Raw genomic sequence first — 19,179 nt, forward strand, 5'->3', positions numbered from 1 at the left:
GGCTGCCAATATCAACGTCTGCATTTGGCGAATGCTGCTCCATATTTTTCCGCATTAGGCAGCAGGTCTTATGTTAACCGGATGGATCAAAAGGCTTATCGCATTTCAAACACCGTCTGATCAGCCGGTGAATCTGTATTCATTGGCGCCTACAGAAAAATTCTACGCAATCGGAGACATTCATGGGAGGTTGGATCTTTTACAACGGCTGCTACCTGCGCTGGATAACGAATGTCCGGTGGTGTTTGTAGGCGACTATGTTGACCGGGGCGGATACAGCGCGCAGGTGTTGCGTCAGCTACACCACCTCGACACGAACCCTGAAACCCGGGCGATCTGCCTGAAAGGCAATCACGAAGATATGCTGCTTGGGTTTTTGTCTGATCCAACACGGATGGAGCGTGTCTGGCTGTATAATGGCGGTGCTCAGACTTTGGCTTCGTTTGGGCTTGCTGATATTGACCGGTCCAACCCGCAAGCCGTTGCCGAACAACTGCAGCAAGCGATGGGACAACCGCTTTTGGACTGGCTGCATGATCGGCCGCTGACCTGGACGAGCGGGAATGTAACGGTTGTTCATGCCGCGCTTGATCCATCGCAGCCGGTCGATCGGCAACAGGACAGAACTTGCCTTTGGGGGCATCCTCAGTTCCGCAAGAAACGCCGGAAAGACGAGCAATGGGTGGTGCATGGCCATACAATCGTCGACGAAGCTCGGGTCGAGCATGATGTCATTTCGATTGATACAGGTGCGTTCATCACCGATCAGTTGACGGCTGCGGAAATCTCGCCTGGTTCTGTCCGATTTATCTCGACCGCGCACACCGGAATCGCGCGCGTATCAGCGTAAGTCGCTAGCCGACGATCATTTGCTTCATTCTAAGTGCTTCGTATTCCAGTTCTTTCAAGCGGAAATGAACCACATCGCCAATGGTGATCACCCCGCGCAGATTTTCATCACTCAGTACGGGCATATGCCGGAACCGGCCTTCGGTCATGGTTTTCAGCACGTCGTTCAGATAATCTTCGGGGCTGCAGGTTTTAACCTCGGTCGTCATAAGATCAGCCACGGATTGGGGTAGGGTCTGGCCGGGCGTTTCCGCCATACGGCGCACGATGTCACGTTCGGACAGGATACCCTGCAGGGCACCATTCTGATCCGTCACAACAACGGCCCCGATGCGTTTTTCGCGCAAGATATCCACGACCGAGTGAATCGTGTCGTTGGGCCGCACCGAAAAAACAGCATCCCCTTTGCCTTCCATCAGTTTCGCAACCGTTGTCTGGGTATGCGACAGATTGGTCTCAACTGATTGACTGCGGGTTGTCGCCGCGGCCTTGTCGCCGCGTGTCGGAGGCTGGTAAGAGCTTGGGGCCATGGGCGGTCTCCTCTTTCACCGGTATTGTCCTTACAACCTACCTTACCGCAGGGACCGGCCCTGTATAGGGTGCAATTTCGAAAACCGGCGTAACTTGGCCACTTCAAAAGGAAATTGCTTGTGAGCAACCTGTATCTGACCCCACCAGTTGCCGCGCTGATATTCTTTATCGTGGTGGTCTGCGGCCATAATTTTCGCATGGCTTGGAAACAGCAACCGGAAGGTTGGCAAAAGCGCGCTTGGCTGTTTGGCGTCCCGGCAGCAATCGGGCTTTTTGCATTGGCGTTTTTGCCGCTCAAGATTTGATGTCGGTTTGACTCTGAACAGGCTCACTGGCATATGCCGGGCAAGAACACTCCCGGGAGATTGCACCATGCGCCCACTGATCGCACTGGCCTTACTTTTGACTGTTTCGGCCTGCTTGTTTGGCAAAGAGCCTGACGTGGTACGCCTGTCCGGCGAGACGATGGGCACCACGTTCAACATCACCGCAATCGGCGATGATTTGGACGAAGCAGCGCTGGGGCAAGCGGTTCAGGAGACCCTGGCGCAGGTCAATGCCAAGATGTCCAACTGGGACCCGAATTCCGAGGTCTCGACCTTCTCGGCCTCAGGCAGCACGGACCCCATGCAAGTGTCAGACGAATTTGCCTTCGTCATCGAGGCCGCAAATGAGGTTCACGAGAAATCCGGTGGTACGTTTGATGTTACCCTTGGTCCGCTGATCGAATTGTGGGGGTTTGGACCGCGAAAACCTGAAGACCCAATTCCGGCAGATGACGAGATCGCGACAGCGCTTGGGCAAGTGGGGCAAGCGCGGCTGTTAGACTTGGATCGCGGAGCGGGCACTTTGGCCAAATCAGAGGCCGGAGTCGGGATCAACCTGTCTGCGATCGCCAAAGGCTATGGCATCGATGCGGTTGCCGCACAGCTGCGCGAGGCCGGGATCGAGAACTATATGGTCGAGATCGGTGGTGATCTGGTGACCATGGGCGAGAATGACAAAGGCGAAAGCTGGCGCATCGGGATCGAACAACCCGAGACTGGCGCGCAATCAATCCAGTTGATCGTGCCGCTCGACAATCTGGGAATGGCGACCTCGGGTGATTACAAGAACTTCTTCGAACAGGACGGGGTGCGCTATTCGCATATCATTGACCCGACGACGGGCCGCCCGATTACTCATCGCACCACTTCGGTTACTGTTTTAGCAGACAACGCCATGATGGCGGATGCGTGGGCAACGGCGATGCTAGCATTGGGTCTGGAAAAGGGTCTGGAACTGGCCGAAGAGCATAAACTTGCCGTGTTCTTCATCTCTCGGGATGTGACAAGCGGAGAAGAAGCCTATATCACCGTACAAAGCAGCGCCTTCAAGGCTGCGCTGGGGACCAACTGACCGGTAGGAACCGCTATGAGCACCTTTATTCTAGCCTTTTTCCTGTTGCTGATCGTCATGGTTGGCATGGCGCTGGGTGTGATGTTGATGGGCAAAACCATCAAAGGCAGCTGCGGTGGCCTGAACGCGATCTCGGGTGCCGATAAATGTGTGGTCTGTCAAAAGGATATCGATCCCGACAGCCCTCTGCGCGACCAGTTGCAGTGCAAGCGTGCGAAAAAGATGCTGCAACAGATGGAAGGCTAGGATAACCCTCTTGGCATGAACAAAGCCAAGAACGTCCTCTTCATCATGTTCGACCAATTGCGCTGGGATTACCTCAGCTGCTACGGACATCCACATCTGCATACGCCAAATATTGACCGTCTCGCCTCGATGGGTATGCGGTTCACACGGGCCTACATCCAGTCACCGATCTGCGGCAGTTCCCGTATGTCGACCTATACCGGCCGCTACGTGCATTCGCACGGCGCGTCATGGAATGGAATCCCGCTGAAAGTTGGTGAGATCACCATGGCCGATCACTTGCGCAAGGCAGGGATGGATTGCTGGTTGGTTGGCAAGACTCATATGCGCGCAGACGCCGAGGGCATGGCCCGTTTGGGGCTTGAGCCCGACAGCCTGATCGGCGCGCGCGTCGCTGAATGCGGGTTTGATGTTTTTGAACGCGATGACGGGATGCACCCCGAAGGGCCGGATGGGTTTTATGACCCGGATGGCGCCAAAAGGTACAACGAGTATCTGAAAGACAAAGGCTATGAGAGTGACAACCCCTGGCACGACTTCGCCAATTCGGGGCTGGATGAAGAGGGCAATGTACTTTCAGGTTGGTTCCTGAAAAATTCGTCAGAGGCCGCGAATATCGCCGAGGAAGACAGCGAAACGCCTTATCTCACCTCTCGCGGCATGGAGTTCATGGAAAACCATGAGGGGCCGTGGTGCTGCCACCTCAGCTATATCAAACCGCATTGGCCCTATATTGTGCCAGAACCCTACGCCTCGATGTATGGTCCCGAACACATTCTGCCTGTCATTCGGTCCGAAGCTGAACGGCAGAACGCTCATCCGGTGCTGAAAGCGTTCATGGATACGAAAATCGGCCAGACCTTCTCCCGTCAGGATGTACGCGAGGCCGTGATTCCAGCCTATATGGGCCTGATCAAGCAGGCTGACGACCAAATGGGGCGGCTGTTTGACTGGATGGAACAGACCGGACGAATGCAGGACACGATGATCGTGCTGACCTCGGACCACGGGGATTTTCTGGGCGATCACTGGATGGGAGAGAAGACCTTCTTCCATGACGCCTCGACCAAAATGCCGCTGATCATCTATGATCCATCGCCCGAGGCTGATGCCACGCGCGGCACCACATGCGATGCATTGGTCGAATCCATCGATCTAGCGCCCACGTTTCTGGAGGTTGCAGGCGGTGAACCTGCGGGGCACATTTTGGAGGGGCATTCATTGCTGCCCATCCTGCACGGTCAGGCCGAAAGCACTCCGCGCGATGTGGTGATTTGTGAGTACGACTACTCCGCATCCCCCATTGCGCAGACACTGAACGCCTCGGTTCGGGATGCGGTCATGTTCATGGTTGCAAACGAGAAATGGAAGCTGATCCATTGTGAAGGGGGCTATCGCCCGCTTTTGTTTGATCTAGAGAATGATCCGAATGAGCTGACGGACCTTGGCGTAAGCGATGAGCATGCAGACATCATCACCGAGATGTATGATCACCTGTTCACCTGGACGCGGCGCCAGTCGCAGCGCACGACCCGGTCGGAAGAACAACTGCTAAACATGCGTGGATCAAGCCGAGGAACAGGCGTGGTGATCGGTATTTACGACGAAAACGAGATGCCGCTTGAGCTGACCGTTAAATACCGCAACCGCAAAGCGCGACCCTTTGGGGACTACAAGACAGATTAATTCTTCATTCGCGGCCCTAATGACGGTTCAACCTTGAGCGGGCAGGGGGTAGAAGACAGCAACGCCGCCTCAATCGGAGAGCTTTCATGACCGCCCCAAAGCCCGTTGTCCTTTGTATCCTTGATGGTTGGGGCCTATCCGACGACACCAAGGCCAATGCGCCTTATCTGGCAAATACGCCAACCTTTGATGCTCTCATGGCTGAAGGTCCTCATGCGCAACTGATAACGCACGGGCCGGATGTGGGTCTACCTAGTGGTCAGATGGGTAATTCCGAGGTTGGTCACACCAATATCGGGGCTGGGCGCGTGGTTGCGATGGATCTGGGGCAGATTGACCTAGCCATAGAAGACGGTTCTTTCTTTCACAATGAGGCGCTGCAGAGCTTCATCGCTAAGGTGAAAGCTGCAGGCGGGACAGCGCATCTGATGGGGCTGGTATCGGATGGGGGCGTGCACGGGCACCTGGATCACATCGTAGCTGCCGCCAAAGCGGCTACCGATGCGGGTGTGCCTGTGGCGCTACATGCGATCACCGACGGGCGCGATGTGGCCCCGAAATCGGCCTTTACCTACATCGCCGAACTCGAAGACCGGTTGCCCGATGGCGCAAAGGTCGTCACCGTCTGTGGGCGCTACTTTGCCATGGACCGCGATAATCGCTGGGAACGCGTCTCCGAGGCCTATGGCGCAATAGTCAAAGGTCAGGGGCGCACTGTGGCCTCGGCCCATGAGGCCGTCGACCATGCCTACGCCCAATCCGAAACCGACGAGTTTATCGCGCCCACGGTTCTTGCTGGTTATTCCGGTATTAAGGACGGTGACGGGTTCTTTTGCCTGAACTTCCGCGCCGACCGTGCCCGAGAAATCCTGCGGGCAATTGGGGAGCCCGGTTTTGCCGAGTTCGACTCCGGTCCGCGCCCGCAGTTGTCGGCGTTACTGGGCATGGTTGAGTATTCCGATGGCCATAACGATTATATGACGACCGTATTTCCCAAGCGGGATATCGTGAACACGCTGGGCGAATGGGTTGCTAAGCAAGGCCTGCGCCAGTTCCGGCTGGCCGAGACCGAGAAGTACCCTCATGTCACTTTCTTCCTGAACGGTGGCAAAGAGCAGCCTGAGGGTGGCGAGGATCGCTTCATGCCCAAATCGCCCAAAGTGGCGACATATGATTTGCAGCCCGAGATGTCCTCGGCCGAAGTGACAGAAAAGTTCGTCGAGGCGATCCACGGCGGATATGATCTGATCGTCACCAACTACGCCAATCCAGATATGGTTGGTCATACCGGTGATGTGCAAGCTGCGATTGAAGCCTGTGAAGCTGTTGATCAAGGGCTGGGGCAGGTGGTTGCAGCACTGAAGCAGGTCGGGGGTGCGATGATCGTGACCGCAGATCATGGTAACTGCGAAATGATGGTCGATCCGGAAACGGGCGGTCCACATACGGCCCATACGCTGAACCCCGTGCCTGTCGTTCTGGTCGGCGGCCCCGAAGGTTCAAGCCTGCGCGATGGGCGCTTGGCCGATCTTGCTCCAACTTTGTTGCAGCTTATGGAATTGCCGAAACCCGTTGAAATGACAGGGGAAAGCTTGCTGACATGAGATTGCACCCGATCGTTGCTGCAGCGCTGATTTGGGCCACCCCTGTCGTCGCCCAAACCAGCCCGTCAAAGGCGGCACTAGAAGCGGCCGAGATGCTGGAGCAAGCCTCGATCGCGTTGACTGAGGCCGAATCTGCCCGCGACCGGGTCAAAGCCCTGACCGAAACCATAAAAGCCTACGAGGCCGGTCTGAGCGCTATGCGCGACGGCCTGCGCCGCGCGGCCTTGCGCGAGGCGCAATTGACTGCAGAATTGCAGGTACAAGAGCAGGAGGTGGCGCAGCTGTTAGGTGTTCTGCAGACGATCGAAACCACCGCGCCTCCGGTACTTATGCTGCACCCGTCCGGCCCACTTGGGGCCGCGCGCACTGGTATGATGTTGTCCGAAGTCACGCCTGGGTTGAACGCGCAGGCTCAGGCGCTTGCAAACGAATTGCAAGAGGTACAGACACTGCGACAGCTTCAACAAAACGCTGCCAATACGCTGACCGAAGGGTTGGAGGGTGTTCAGGATGCCCGCACGCAGCTTAGTGAGGCGATAGCGGACCGGACCGATCTGCCTCGCCGTTTCGTAGAAGATCCTGTGCGTACAGCGATCCTGATATCCTCGACCGAAACGCTGGATGGGTTTGCCAGTGGGTTATCCGAGATCACCGATGGTGAGATTGAAGATACAAATGCAGATGTCTCGGGCCGGAAAGGTCAAATCGCCTTGCCCGCACAAGGGGTCATGCTGCACCGGGCGGGCGAAACGGACGCAGCGGGGGTAACGCGCCCCGGGCTGGTGCTGGGCACGCGACCCCGCGCATTGGTCACCGCGCCAACGGCTGCCACGATCCGTTACCGCGGGCCCTTGCTGGATCTCGGGAATCTTGTGATCCTTGAACCCCAGCCCGGATTGCTATTCGTGTTCTCAGGTCTGCAAGAGGTATATGGTCTGACCGGGGAAGTGATACCCGAGGGTACTCCGGTAGGTTTGATGCCGGGTGAAACTCCGGAAATCGGCGCTATTATGTCAACAAGCGGTGATGGCACTGGAACTGACTGGTCAGAAACGCTCTATATAGAAGTAAGACAGGATAACAGCCCAGTGGACCCGGAATCATGGTTCCGGACGGACAAGGATGGATAAACGAGTATGAAGAAATTTGTGATGGCCGGACTGGCCGGCACCGTGGCAGGGATAGTCGCAACAACACAGATCGCAGGCCCTCTGCTTGCGCAAGAGGCCGAGAACAAGGCAAGCGTTTATGAACAACTTGATCTGTTCGGTGACATTTTCGAACGTATTCGCGCCCAGTATGTCGAAGAGGTAGAAACCGACGAGCTGATCGAGGCTGCGATTGACGGGATGCTGACCTCGCTAGACCCACATTCCAGCTACCTGTCGCCTGATGATGCCGAGCAGATGCGCGTGCAGACACGTGGCGAATTTGGCGGGCTCGGTATCGAAGTCACGCAGGAAGAAGGCTTTGTCAAAGTTGTATCGCCCATCGATGACACCCCAGCGGATGCTGCTGGTATCGAAGCGGGCGATTTCATCACTCATGTGGATGGCGAGAGCATTTTGGGGCTGACGCTGGATAAAGCCGTGGACCTGATGCGCGGCCCGGTGGGATCGGAAATCGTGATCACAGTCGTGCGTGAAGGCGAGCAGGAGCCATTCGACGTAACGATCGTTCGCGACACGATCAAGCTGACCGCAGTTCGTGCACGTACCGAAGGTACAAGTGTCGTGTTGCGTGTCACGACCTTCAATGACCAAACCTATCCGAACCTTAAGGAAGGACTGGAAGAACAGATTGAAGAGGCCGGGGGCATCGAAAACGTCAATGGGATCGTTCTGGATCTGCGTAACAATCCCGGCGGGCTGTTGACTCAGGCCATTAAGGTCTCTGACGCGTTCCTGGATGAGGGCGAAATCGTCTCGACCCGGGGTCGCAATCTTGAAGATGGTGAGCGATTCAACGCAACACCCGGCGATCTGACCGGAGGCAAGCCCATCGTTGTGCTGATCAACGGTGGTTCGGCCTCGGCGTCGGAAATTGTCGCGGGCGCCTTGCAGGATCACAATCGCGCCATCGTGGTTGGCACTAAGAGCTTCGGCAAGGGATCGGTGCAGACGGTCATGCCGCTTCGGGGTGACGGGGCTATGCGTCTGACAACCTCTCGCTACTACACGCCCTCGGGTCGTTCGATTCAGGCGCTTGGCGTCAGCCCGGACATCATCGTCGAGCAACCGCGCAACAACCCGGTTGACGAGGAAGAGGAAGATACAAACACTCGCACCCGGTCCGAGGCCGATCTGCGCGGCAGCCTGAATAATGACAGCCTCAGCGAGGACGAGATTCGCCAGATCGAAGAAGATCGCGCCAAGGCCGAAGCCACGGCGGAGCTGCGGGAAGAGGATTATCAACTGGCCTATGCCATTGATATTCTCAAAGGCCTGTCCGCGTTCAATCCGACCGGGCCGTCACAATAAAGGGGAGGGGGGCCGCCATCTGCGGCCCTATACTCGCACCCTGAAGTGTTACCCTTCGACCTTGTGCAGTTTCTTCTCATCCAGCATCAGCGCCAAGACGATTCCAGCAGCGACTGAGATCGTGGCGAATACAAAAGCCATATTCATTCCGGTATCAAAGGCCGCCGCAATGGCGGCCTGAACCTTTTCAGTTTCACCTGAATTCAACTTTTCAAGCACTGCTTTTGCCGAGTCTGTGTTCAGCGTTCCACCATTGATCGCTTTCTGATCAGCGTCGGACATGTTGATGCCTGACGCGGTCAATCGGGTTTTCAGGCTGGACAGGCTTGTCACATACATGACCGCCGTCGCACAGGCGACCGCGATTGCCCCATAGACAAGATGGGTCATGAAACTCAGGCCGCCAACCAGTCCGGCGCGTTCCGGCTTGACCGCGCATACAGCGGCTGTTCCCGAAGGCCCGACCGTCAGCGTTGCGCCCAAACCAATCAGCGCCATTCCGGGCAGAATCTGAAAATATCCGGTCCCGGAAGGCATGATGACAACGCTTGCCGCCCCGACTGTGGCGCAAATATATCCCCAAAACAGCAGTCGCTTGGGCCCAAAATCGTTATACAGCGTACCCGAGACGATCGATCCGACCGCTAGCAACACCGTCAGCGGTGCCAAACCCAGCGCCGATTGGAACACAGACCATCCCAAGACTTTTTGCATATACTGCGGAAAATATAGCAGCCCGACAAAAGCTGCCGAGACGTTGAACATATTCAGACCCAAGGTAATCAGAAACTCTCGGTTCTGCATCAACTGAGGCATTAGCAAGGGTTCCTTGACCCTCTTTTCGACTTTCGGAAACAGGAAGAACAAAACGGCGCTGACAAAAAACAGCAGCAAAAGCGGCAGCGAAGTCCAGCCCCAATCGGCACCAACATCCAAACCGTAAAGCAAGAGCAAAACTGCAAAAGACAGGATGCCCATCCCGGCAAAGTCGATGTGTTCACCTTTCTTATGCTCGGTCTCACGCTCCATCAGCAGGATCGCAGTCGTCATCGAAATGCTGGAAAACACCACATTGGCGAGGAAAAACAACCGCCAATCACCCAGATTGACCACCGCGCCGCTAATCATCGGTCCAAAGACATTACCCGTGGTGACACCCGCCAGTATCAGCCCCATCACCAATGCGCGGTGTTCTTCTTTCGACACTTTGGTGGCTCCAAATGCCAGTGTGCAGGGCCACACGCATCCCGCCCCGATCCCCTGCAAGGCGCGTGCGCCGATCAGGTAGTCCAAACCGGGTGAGACAAAGCATAAAACCGACGCAAACAGAAAGATCGAAAGACCGATGATCATCATCTTGCGATGACCATACATGTCACCCAGGCGACCTCCGGCCACCATCGTCATTGCAAAGAACAGAGCGTAAATATTCAGAACCCACTGGGTGCTGGTGATGTCGGCGTCAAAGCTGTTTTCGATTGCCGGGACCAGCATCAGGGCACCGGTAAAATCGATCCCGATCCCGAAACCCGTCACCATCAGCGCGATGACCTTTATGATGCTGTTGCGATCCATAGGCCAATCCAATGATGCACGTATGGACCTGAAAAGATAGGGACAATCCTATCGGTACTGTGGTCAGGTTTCGCTTTGAGATGCCTGAGAGCGGCGGAACGCGCGCTTTAACATGTCCAGCTCGGCGCGCAACAAAGCGACTTCGGCCCTCAGATCATCTGCGGCGGGTGAACCGGCGATGATGGTGAAATCCCCCAGCTTATGGCCTGTTGTTCCATCGTGAATCACTACAGTATGGACACCTTCCGACAGCGCGGCGGGCGGCACTGGGATGCGCATGGCCCAGCCATCTGTTGCTGGTTCCAACTCAACATCATTCACGGGCTCACCAAGAAACAGCACCTCGATCTGAGGGGGGCTTTCGCTGGTCAAATGGCCTTCCCACAGGCCGTTTTCGAAGCGGATTGGTGTCAGGGTGGTATGAGACATTGAGTACCCTTTACAGATCGGCCCGGTGGTAACGGCAGAATGTCAGGTCACGAAACACCACACGGTTCATCGCGGGTTGATCAATGATCAGATCCAGCCAGAGTTTTTCAATTCGACGCTCATTCACGTTCAGATGGGCCAGATCAAAATCTACAGTCGCCGCAGGTGTTGAAAGATCAAGTTCGCGCAGAACCTGCTCGGTATTAGGGCCATGCTGAATGTTCAGGCGGGCGAAGACAACGGTAGAACGCTCGCACTCAACCAGAGTGTCGACCCGCATCAGATGCTGGCGGGACAGATTTATGGCGGCATCAGTGGGCAGATCAACGGAGAGCGACAGGAAAGATCCCTGAAAATCAAATACCTCAACGGCCAGACTGAAAGGCGCCAAATCCTTGTCTCGCCGATTTCGGATTTGCTGCAGCCCGATCTCGACCTGGCTGCAATCGTGAAACAGGATGATCTGCCCATCCATCCGCGCCTTGCGCGGGACCGAGGCTAATCCTTTGCGGATCAGTGGCGTCCGCCACAGGTCCGGTCGCCACGACCAATCCGTTCCCAGGGGTTTTGGAAACTGCGTCGCCCCAATCAAGGGTTGGATCAGTCGAGCATCAGCTTTTTGAATTGCTTGTTCAAGTTTGCCGCGCAACCGCCGGGCGTCATCACGTTGGCGGCGAAGCTCAGGCAGTGCGAGGTGGTCAGACTGCTGCGCGGCACGCTGCCAGCGCCCCAGAGCCTTTAGTTGAATATATCGATCCAGTAATCTGCCCATCGCCCCATCTTTCAAGACAGCCCCTCTTTAGTCAAAGTCGGGGCAGGGGACAAACCAGTCTTACTTGATTAGCGGATAAATCTTCCCGAATCCTAAATGTGATCTCCTATCCAGCTGGTTTCTGCGTCGCAAAGAGCCGCCATTCTTGCAATAGCTCGGGCCGAGGCTTACCGTCGTCGCTCGGGCAATCGGCATTTGTCCCGGATCATACAGGCTCATCATGAGGCAGGGGAATGGAACCCACCCTATTTTCATTCATATGGAAGCATTCGAAAAAACAGCAATTGGTCCTGCTATTGCTGACCGTTCTGTCATTTCCGTTCCTTTACGCTTCGTTGGAGCTTCCCAAGCAGATCATCAACGACGCGATTGGTGCGCCCGCTGACACCGTGACAGTACTTGGTATCACCGTGACACAGGTGCAGTACCTGCTGATTCTGTGCTTTGCCTTTTTGGCAACTGTCATCGCCAGTGGCGTGATGAAAATGCGCATCAATACCATGAAAGGCATTCTCGCCGAGCGGATGTTGCGTCGCCTTCGCTTTACCTTGATCAGCCGCTCGATGCGCTTTCCCAAATCCTATTTCGCCACCACCAGCCAAGGTGAACTGGTATCGATGATCACGTCCGAGGCCGAACCCATGGGCGGGTTGATGGGAGATGCCATCGCGCAGCCCGTTTTTCAGTTCGGCCAGATGATGACGATCGTCACGTTTCTTTTCATGCAAAGCGTGTGGTTTGGTCTGGCCAGTATTGCATTGATCCCTTTGCAGGCTTGGCTGATTCCCAAATTGCAGCGTCAGATCAACCTTCTGAACAAGGATCGCATTCAGGAGGTCAGGCGGCTGAGCTCTGAGATTGGCGAAAGTGCTGCTGGTATCAGCGATCTGCGCACCAATGGCGGCTGGCGCTATCGTCTGGCGCAATTCAGCCATCGGCTAGGAACCTTGTTCGAGATCCGCTTTAAGATCTACAACAAGAAGTTCTTCATGAAGTTCCTCAACAATCTGATCACTCAGATGACACCCTTCCTGTTCTATTCAGTGGGCGGCTATCTGGCGATCACGGGCGAGGTGACAGTAGGCGCATTGGTCGCCGCGTTGGGTGCATATAAAGACCTCAGCGGCCCTTGGAAGGATCTTCTGACCTACTACAACCAGGTACAGGACATGTCACTGCGCTGGGAAATTGTGACCGAACGGTTTGCCCCATCGAATATGATACCCGAACAGTTGTTTGAGGGCGTCCCCGAGGCAATCCCGCACCTAACCGGCGATATCGAACTGCGCAACGTGACCGTTCGTGATGATGACGGCAAGACCATACTTGAGGATATTGATCTTACCATTCCCCAAGGCGCTCGGGTTGCGATTCAGTCGAAACACGCTTCGGAACGCAGTGCGCTTGCGCAGTTGCTGACGCGCGAAGTGCTGCCGGTTCAAGGCGAGGTTCTGATGGCTGGCCACAACCTCAACAGCCTGCATCAGGCGGTGATTGCGGCGCGGATCGGCTATGCCTATTCACGCCCTTACCTGTTCGACGGAACATTGGGTGATAACCTGCTAATGCCGCTGCGCACGCATCCTCAACACGAAAGTGGTGCATTGCAGGCCCCCTCACGCCGCCAGATCGAAGCCGTGCGCGCCGGGAACCCACCCGATTCATTGTCCGATGAATGGATCGATCCAAGCCTCGCGGGTCTTGATGACATCGAGGATATTCGTGATTGGTGGTTCCAGCTTGTCGAAGCGATGGGCATTGATGAATTTATGTTCCGGCGCACTTTGCGCTCTCAGTTCGACCCGGAAGTACACCCGGTGCTGGCGAAAGAAATAGTCGATCTGCGAGATACCGTTGCTACACGCCTGCAAGAGCGCGGTTTGGACAAGTATGTCTATCGGTTCGATCCTGACCAGTTCAATCCCGCCGTGCCCTTGGGCGGGAACCTGCTGTTCGCTTCACCGACGCATGATATCGCACCGGACATTCTGGCGGGGGACCACCGGTTTCTGTCGTTGCTTACGGGCAATGGCCTTGATGATGACGCGCTCAGCATCGCTCAGGCCGTTCTGGAAACCCTAAACCAGACTTTCGGGCGAGATGGGGCCGATCACCCGTTGTTCTTGCGGCTTGGCATGTCAAAAGACATGTACCACCGTCTGCTCGATATCGAAGAGCGCCGCAAAACCAAGGGCGAAGAAGCCATCGGCGATCAGGAACGTGCGCTGCTGTTGACCGTCCCATTCATGCTGACCGCTGAACAAATCGGCCCGAGTTTCCCTGAGGAGTACAAGGACAAAATCCTTTCCATTCGTCACAGTCAGGCCGAACGGCTGCGGGGCGCTATGGGTGCGATGTTCGTGCCGGTGTCACCGGACGTCTACGTTCCCCGCCTGACAGCAATGGAAAACGCTCTGTATGGTCGGGTATCCATCATGGCTGGTGCCCATGCAGAAGAGATCGAAGATCTGGTCGCGGAGGTTCTGAACGAGGCCGGGCTGCGCCGAAGGGCCGCCGCGATCATCTACGACCTGCCGTCCGGGTTAGGTGGGAATAACCTTCCGACAGTGTTTCAGGAGCGTGCTGCCTTTTCTCGTGCTGGGATCAAACGCCCCGATATCCTGATACTCGACAAGGCACTGGCCAGCCACGACTCTGAAAGCCGCCTGCGGACCCGTCTGAAGCTGCGCGAGTTATTACCCGACTCGATCATGATTTTTATGGAGGATCATTTTGCCCATCCGGAAGCCTATGATTTGTTTGTTGAAATAAAGGACGGTCGGATCGATGGTGTCTCACGCGTGTCCACCGATGCCGAAGACACCGGGACGGACGACCTGAGCCGGAAACTCAAGATCATTTCTTCTACCGAGTTGTTTTCACGAGTCGATGGGCGCAACCAGCGTCTTCTGGCGTTTTCGGCCCAATGGTACGAGGTCGCGGCAGGTCAAACCATTTTCGCACGCGGCCAGGCTCCCGACGCGGCATATTTGTGTATTTCAGGTTCGGCGAGCCTGAATTGGCTGAATGAACACGGTGAAATGCGTTCGCTCTCGATAGTAGAACCCGGGCGCCTTATCGGCGATCTTGCGATTATCACCAATGAGCCGCGACAATTGGATTTGGTGGCCCTCACGGATTGCTCGTTCCTGCGGATCGGCGCGGAGGAATTGCGTGCTGTGATTGAAAGTGACGCGGGCGTTGCGATGAGGTTGCTTGAAACCGTGGCCGGATATTTGTCCACGGTGTCCGAGCGGTTGCGTGACCCCAACACTCCAATTGGGGATGACCTGCCTTCTGTAAATGCTGAGCAATCCGATGAGCACTAACGAAAGGCAGGGTGCCTATTCAAGTCATCAGCAATTGCTAGGTGCCGCCCGCAGATATCCCGAGATATGGCGCTTGTTGGCTGGTCTTGCGCTAGTCTCAGTGGTTGTGGTCACGCTCAATGCAATCTTGTTCGCAATCGTTGCCAGTCTTGGCTCATCAGGGTCGGCGGTCACATTCTTGAATGGATCGTCGCCAACAGCGCTCCTTATTGTGCTCTCCAGCTTTATTTTTGTCACTATTGGCGTGGCGTTGGGGGCACGATTATTTCAGCACCGGTCACTTGCCTCGGTCCTGGGCGAACAATCCATCGCAATCTGGCAGTTTTGGCGCGTTGTTCGCGCATTGCTTCTGCTGGGTGCAGTCATATTCATACTCCCCCCCTATGACCTTGGTGCACCATTGGTGGCGAATCTCGCGTTAACCAAATGGCTTATGCTGCTTCCCTTATCCGCTGTTGCGGTGCTGATTCAGACCAGCGCCGAGGAAATCCTGTTCCGAGGCTATATGCAACAGGGCCTGGCCGCGCGGTTTCGGTCTCCGCTGATCTGGATGGGTCTGCCATCAATCTTGTTCGCAGCTGGCCACTACAGCCCCGCGACGGTCGGAGACAATGCGGTCTTGATTGCCATCTGGGCGCTGACATTTGGGCTTTTGACCGCCGATCTGACCGCGCGAGCGGGCACGCTGGGCCCCGCCATTGCGCTGCATTTTTTCAATAACATCGCGGCTCTGCTTGTCATTTCGCTTCCCGACAACCTTGGTGGCCTGGCCTTGTTCCATCTTCCTTATGAGGCATCGGACGCCGAAGCGTTGCGACCTTGGTTGCTAGTCGACTTTGCGCTGATGATCGTGGGGTGGCTCACCGCAAGATTGGTCCTTAGGCGCTGATTGCATTTCCCGGCATTGCGTCTTATTTGACTTCAACGCCGAATTATCAAGGTTCCGACATGAACTGGATCACAAACTACGTCCGCCCCCGGATCAATTCGATCTTCTCGCGCCGCGAAGTGCCCGAAAACCTTTGGCACAAGTGTGATGAGTGTGGAACCATGCTGTTCCACCGCGAATTGGCGGAAAACCAGAATGTCTGCACCCAGTGCGACCATCACATGGCAATCACGCCGCGCGATCGGTTCCAACATCTGTTTGATGGCGGTATTTTTTCCGAGGTTGATGTCCCGGCACCGAAAGACGATCCCCTGCAGTTTCGGGATCAGAAAAAATACCCTGACCGTATGAAGGCGGCCCAGAAAAAGACCGGCGAGAAAGAAGCGATGCTGGTCGCCGTTGGCGAAATCGGCCGTACCCCGATCGTGGCTGCCGCGCAGGATTTTTCGTTCATGGGCGGATCGATGGGCATGTATGTAGGCAATGCCATCATTGCTGCAGCACAGGAGGCTGTTAGGCTACAGCGGCCCCTGATCCTGTTTTCGGCAGCCGGCGGCGCGCGGATGCAGGAAGGCATTCTGAGCCTGATGCAAATGCCGCGTACGACGGTCGCAGTGGAGATGCTCAAAGAAGCAAACCTGCCCTATATTGTTGTCCTGACCCACCCGACTACAGGCGGCGTTACAGCCTCGTACGCGATGCTGGGTGACGTTCATATTTCGGAACCCAATGCCCTGATCTGTTTCGCCGGACCCCGTGTGATCGAACAGACCATTCGTGAGAAACTGCCCGAAGGATTCCAGCGCGCTGAATATCTGCTGGATCACGGGATGCTCGACCGAGTGACCAAACGCACCGAGATGCGGGATGAGCTGATCACCATCACCCGAATGCTGATGAAGCAGCCCCCTGCGGTCAAAGGCGACCTTCCTGCGCCCGAGCCGGAAGAAGCCCCAACCGAGGCACCCACCGAGGACGCGGTCGAAAAATGACCTCCCCATCTTCGGATGCCATCCTAGACCGGATGATGGCGCTGCACCCCAAGATCATCGACCTGACCTTGGACAGGGTATGGCGTTTGCTGGCGGCACTAGACAATCCTCAGGTTAAGCTGCCTCCGGTCATTCATATCGCTGGAACCAATGGCAAGGGCTCGACCCAGGCCATGATCCGGGCGGGGCTTGAAGGGGCAGGGCATGCGGTCCATGCCTATACCTCACCTCATCTGGCCCGGTTTCACGAGCGAATCCGACTGGCAGGTGAGCTGATTTCCGAACCCGACCTTACCGCCGTGCTGGATGAGTGTTACGCCGCCAATGGCGGTGAGAACATCACCTATTTCGAAATCACCACCTGCGCCGCGCTGCTGGCATTTTCCCGCACCAAAGCTGACTATACGCTGCTCGAAGTCGGGCTGGGCGGGCGGCTGGACGCCACCAACGTGATCGAACGGCCCGAGTTGACAGTCATCACCCCCGTTTCGATCGACCATGAGCAGTTCCTGGGCGACACTTTGGGCAAGATCGCCGCTGAAAAAGCCGGAATCATCAAGCCGGGCGTTCCCTGCATCGTCGGCCCGCAGCAGGATGAGGCGCTGGAAGTCATCGAATATACCGCAGCCCGTCTGGGCGCTCCGCTAATGGTCCACGGGCAGCACTGGCATGTTCATACTGAGAATGGTCGCCTTATTTATCAGGACGAAACCGGTTTGCGCGATCTGCCTATGCCAAACCTACTGGGTGCTCATCAGATCGAAAATGCAGGCGCGGCTCTGGCTGCGTTGCGCCACCTGCAAATGGGTGATGATGCCTACGAGGCCGCTGTGGCCAAGGCCGAATGGCCCGCGCGCATGCAGCGGCTAAAAATCGGTCCTCTGGTTGAGCAGGCCCCTCAAGCTGAGTTGTGGTTGGATGGCGGTCACAACGCGGCTGCAGGCACTGCTTTGGCCGAGGTTTTAGCGTCACTACCAGAACGTCCCACGCATATGATTTGTGGTATGCTGAATACCAAAGATGTCACCGGTTATCTCGCGCCATTGGCCCAAAGGGCAGACAGCCTGACGGCCGTATCGATCCCGGGTGAGCAGAATACGCTGAGCGCGGACGAAACCGCCACCGCTGCTGCTAAGGTGAATCTGACCGCCACTACAGCAGACAGCGTCACAGACGCGCTCGCCGCAATCACCGCTCAAACCCCTGATGCACGCATTCTGATCTGCGGGTCGCTTTATCTTGCGGGAAACATCCTTAGAGAAAACGCCTGATCCTCCGCCAGATGAAAAGATCCTGCGCCAGGACAGCGCCCCCTATCTGCCCCAATCCTTGTCTTGCATCTCCCGCAGGCGCGAGGCCGTACGCTCAAATTCAAAAGTTCCTTCCCCTTCGACATAGAGCATCTCGGGCTCGGCAGCGGCGGAACAAATCAGCCGAACTTTCGCCTCATAAAGCGCATCGATCAGGGTGACGAAGCGCTTGGCCTCATTGAAATTATTGCGTGACAAACGCGGGATGTCTTCAAGAACCAATACCTTCAGCGCTTCTGCGATAGCCAGGTAATCTCCTGGACCCAACATTCGTCCGCAGAGGTCATAAAACGAGGCCCGTGCAACGCCGTTGCGAAAGGCGGACAGGACAACTTCGCGACCCTTCACCTGAAGGGCCAGCTCTTCTGCCGGTCCACCCGACAGATCATTCCACACCTCACGAATCTTTTCCCGCGCTTCGGGCCCGATGGGGGTGAAGTAAACCGGCGAGCCTTCAAGTCGGTTCTGGCGGTAATCCGTGGGTGAAACCAACTCCCACACTTCCAGTTGCTCTTTGATATGCTGAATGAAAGGCAGAAAAAGCTGCCGGTTCAACCCATCCTTATATAGATCTTCCGGATGTCTGTTCGAAGTCGTAACGATAACGACACCACCCTTGTAGAGCAGATCAAACAACCGCCCCACGATCATCGCGTCGGTGATATCGATGATCTGCATCTCATCAAAGGCCAGCACCCGCGCCGATTTGATGACTGCATCGGCCACAGGGACCAGCGCGTCCTCAACGCCGTCTTCACGCGCCTTGTGCAGACCGGTATGGATTTCCTGCATGAACGCATGAAAATGCACCCGTCGAACTGGGATTTCACCCAATGTCTCGACAAACATGTCCATCAACATCGACTTGCCGCGCCCAACACCTCCCCAAAGATACAAACCCTTGGGTGGCGGCGGCGCTTTGCGGAATAATCCACGCTTAACCGGTTCGGCCAAGGCTGCCCGAATGCGCTCAAACTGGGGCAGCACAGCCTCTTGCGCGTCGTCCCGGGTCAGCGTCCCATCAGTAATAAGATCTTCATAGTGCGAAATTAGAACCGTCATATGTTGAGCCATACCGATCGCTTCGTG

The 19,179-nt window shown here is 56.1% G+C and carries 17 protein-coding genes; 12 read left to right on the plus strand and 5 right to left on the minus strand.

Annotated features, from left to right (window positions below; all coding sequences use genetic code 11):
* Positions 1-70: 70 nt before the first annotated feature.
* Positions 71-850: a metallophosphoesterase gene (locus ACR0AH_RS07475; protein WP_480591115.1), complete on the plus strand. Its 780-nt coding sequence runs from the start codon at positions 71-73 to the stop codon at positions 848-850.
* Between the two features lie 4 nt (positions 851-854).
* On the opposite strand, the gene ACR0AH_RS07480 is transcribed toward ACR0AH_RS07475, so the two are convergent.
* Complete coding sequence (locus ACR0AH_RS07480; RefSeq protein WP_480591117.1) at positions 855-1,379, minus strand: CBS domain-containing protein; 525 nt, start codon at positions 1,377-1,379, stop codon at positions 855-857.
* A 120-nt stretch (positions 1,380-1,499) separates the two neighbouring features.
* On the opposite strand from ACR0AH_RS07480, the gene ACR0AH_RS07485 reads away from it, so the two are divergent.
* The 7 genes from ACR0AH_RS07485 to ACR0AH_RS07515 all read left to right on the plus strand — a co-directional run bounded on the left by ACR0AH_RS07485 (position 1,500) and on the right by ACR0AH_RS07515 (position 8,794).
* Positions 1,500-1,685, plus strand: coding sequence for a hypothetical protein (locus ACR0AH_RS07485; protein WP_170407230.1), 186 nt, complete (start codon positions 1,500-1,502; stop codon positions 1,683-1,685).
* A 67-nt stretch (positions 1,686-1,752) separates the two neighbouring features.
* On the plus strand, positions 1,753-2,778 hold the full coding sequence (locus ACR0AH_RS07490) for an FAD:protein FMN transferase (RefSeq protein WP_170646885.1): 1,026 nt from the start codon (positions 1,753-1,755) through the stop codon (positions 2,776-2,778).
* 15 nt (positions 2,779-2,793) lie between these two features.
* Positions 2,794-3,024 carry a (Na+)-NQR maturation NqrM gene (gene nqrM / locus ACR0AH_RS07495; protein ID WP_170393970.1) on the plus strand — a complete coding sequence of 77 codons (231 nt, stop codon included), beginning with the start codon at positions 2,794-2,796 and terminating at the stop codon, positions 3,022-3,024.
* A gap of 15 nt (positions 3,025-3,039) precedes the next feature.
* Positions 3,040-4,710, plus strand: a complete 1,671-nt coding sequence (locus ACR0AH_RS07500) for a sulfatase-like hydrolase/transferase (protein WP_480591119.1) — start codon at positions 3,040-3,042, stop codon at positions 4,708-4,710.
* Between the two features lie 86 nt (positions 4,711-4,796).
* Positions 4,797-6,314, plus strand: a complete 1,518-nt coding sequence (gpmI, locus tag ACR0AH_RS07505) for a 2,3-bisphosphoglycerate-independent phosphoglycerate mutase (RefSeq protein WP_480591121.1) — start codon at positions 4,797-4,799, stop codon at positions 6,312-6,314.
* A complete protein-coding gene (locus ACR0AH_RS07510; RefSeq protein WP_170625670.1) occupies positions 6,311-7,444 on the plus strand; it encodes a peptidase M23 in 1,134 nt (377 codons plus the stop codon). The genes gpmI and ACR0AH_RS07510 overlap by 4 nt, the downstream gene beginning before the upstream one ends.
* Before the next feature lie 6 nt (positions 7,445-7,450).
* On the plus strand, positions 7,451-8,794 hold the full coding sequence (locus tag ACR0AH_RS07515; RefSeq protein ID WP_170393963.1) for a S41 family peptidase: 1,344 nt from the start codon (positions 7,451-7,453) through the stop codon (positions 8,792-8,794).
* Positions 8,795-8,842: 48 nt separating this feature from the next.
* Here the strand turns inward: ACR0AH_RS07515 and ACR0AH_RS07520 are convergent, their stop codons facing one another.
* The 3 genes from ACR0AH_RS07520 to ACR0AH_RS07530 form a co-directional block, all read right to left on the minus strand.
* Positions 8,843-10,369, minus strand: a complete 1,527-nt coding sequence (locus ACR0AH_RS07520) for an MFS transporter (protein WP_170646888.1) — start codon at positions 10,367-10,369, stop codon at positions 8,843-8,845.
* A 63-nt stretch (positions 10,370-10,432) separates the two neighbouring features.
* Complete coding sequence (locus ACR0AH_RS07525; RefSeq protein WP_170611567.1) at positions 10,433-10,798, minus strand: hypothetical protein; 366 nt, start codon at positions 10,796-10,798, stop codon at positions 10,433-10,435.
* 10 nt (positions 10,799-10,808) lie between these two features.
* Entirely contained in the window at positions 10,809-11,570 is a 762-nt protein-coding gene (locus tag ACR0AH_RS07530) for a DUF6478 family protein (RefSeq protein WP_480591124.1), read from the minus strand.
* A 233-nt stretch (positions 11,571-11,803) separates the two neighbouring features.
* On the opposite strand from ACR0AH_RS07530, the gene ACR0AH_RS07535 reads away from it, so the two are divergent.
* Genes ACR0AH_RS07535 through ACR0AH_RS07550 form a run of 4 tightly spaced genes read left to right on the plus strand, consistent with a single transcriptional unit; the run spans position 11,804 to position 18,051 of the window.
* Entirely contained in the window at positions 11,804-14,899 is a 3,096-nt protein-coding gene (locus tag ACR0AH_RS07535; protein ID WP_170646891.1) for an ABC transporter transmembrane domain-containing protein, read from the plus strand.
* Positions 14,889-15,788 carry a type II CAAX endopeptidase family protein gene (locus ACR0AH_RS07540; RefSeq protein WP_170646892.1) on the plus strand — a complete coding sequence of 300 codons (900 nt, stop codon included), beginning with the start codon at positions 14,889-14,891 and terminating at the stop codon, positions 15,786-15,788. Before ACR0AH_RS07535 ends, ACR0AH_RS07540 begins: the two co-directional genes overlap by 11 nt.
* A 59-nt stretch (positions 15,789-15,847) precedes the next feature.
* On the plus strand, positions 15,848-16,780 hold the full coding sequence (gene accD / locus ACR0AH_RS07545; protein WP_170393952.1) for an acetyl-CoA carboxylase, carboxyltransferase subunit beta: 933 nt from the start codon (positions 15,848-15,850) through the stop codon (positions 16,778-16,780).
* Positions 16,777-18,051, plus strand: a complete 1,275-nt coding sequence (locus tag ACR0AH_RS07550; protein WP_480591126.1) for a bifunctional folylpolyglutamate synthase/dihydrofolate synthase — start codon at positions 16,777-16,779, stop codon at positions 18,049-18,051. The genes accD and ACR0AH_RS07550 overlap by 4 nt, the downstream gene beginning before the upstream one ends.
* Before the next feature lie 42 nt (positions 18,052-18,093).
* On the opposite strand, the gene zapE is transcribed toward ACR0AH_RS07550, so the two are convergent.
* A complete protein-coding gene (zapE, locus tag ACR0AH_RS07555; protein WP_480591128.1) occupies positions 18,094-19,152 on the minus strand; it encodes a cell division protein ZapE in 1,059 nt (352 codons plus the stop codon).
* Positions 19,153-19,179 lie beyond the last annotated feature (27 nt).

This window comes from Ruegeria sp. AM5 (assembly GCF_056540645.1).

Bases quoted from the DNA above. Each gene is read 5' to 3' on its own strand.
- ACR0AH_RS07520 (WP_170646888.1), bottom strand. From the start codon at position 10,369: ATGGATCGCAACAGCATCATAAAGGTCATCGCGCTGATGGTGACGGGT.
- ACR0AH_RS07490 (WP_170646885.1), top strand. From the start codon at position 1,753: ATGCGCCCACTGATCGCACTGGCCTTACTTTTGACTGTTTCGGCCTGC.
- ACR0AH_RS07480 (WP_480591117.1), bottom strand. From the start codon at position 1,379: ATGGCCCCAAGCTCTTACCAGCCTCCGACACGCGGCGACAAGGCCGCG.
- zapE (WP_480591128.1), bottom strand. From the start codon at position 19,152: ATGACGGTTCTAATTTCGCACTATGAAGATCTTATTACTGATGGGACG.
- ACR0AH_RS07510 (WP_170625670.1), top strand. From the start codon at position 6,311: ATGAGATTGCACCCGATCGTTGCTGCAGCGCTGATTTGGGCCACCCCT.
- ACR0AH_RS07540 (WP_170646892.1), top strand. From the start codon at position 14,889: ATGAGCACTAACGAAAGGCAGGGTGCCTATTCAAGTCATCAGCAATTG.
- ACR0AH_RS07515 (WP_170393963.1), top strand. From the start codon at position 7,451: ATGAAGAAATTTGTGATGGCCGGACTGGCCGGCACCGTGGCAGGGATA.
- ACR0AH_RS07550 (WP_480591126.1), top strand. From the start codon at position 16,777: ATGACCTCCCCATCTTCGGATGCCATCCTAGACCGGATGATGGCGCTG.
- ACR0AH_RS07535 (WP_170646891.1), top strand. From the start codon at position 11,804: ATGGAACCCACCCTATTTTCATTCATATGGAAGCATTCGAAAAAACAG.
- gpmI (WP_480591121.1), top strand. From the start codon at position 4,797: ATGACCGCCCCAAAGCCCGTTGTCCTTTGTATCCTTGATGGTTGGGGC.
- accD (WP_170393952.1), top strand. From the start codon at position 15,848: ATGAACTGGATCACAAACTACGTCCGCCCCCGGATCAATTCGATCTTC.
- ACR0AH_RS07525 (WP_170611567.1), bottom strand. From the start codon at position 10,798: ATGTCTCATACCACCCTGACACCAATCCGCTTCGAAAACGGCCTGTGG.
- nqrM (WP_170393970.1), top strand. From the start codon at position 2,794: ATGAGCACCTTTATTCTAGCCTTTTTCCTGTTGCTGATCGTCATGGTT.
- ACR0AH_RS07500 (WP_480591119.1), top strand. From the start codon at position 3,040: ATGAACAAAGCCAAGAACGTCCTCTTCATCATGTTCGACCAATTGCGC.
- ACR0AH_RS07530 (WP_480591124.1), bottom strand. From the start codon at position 11,570: ATGGGCAGATTACTGGATCGATATATTCAACTAAAGGCTCTGGGGCGC.
- ACR0AH_RS07475 (WP_480591115.1), top strand. From the start codon at position 71: ATGTTAACCGGATGGATCAAAAGGCTTATCGCATTTCAAACACCGTCT.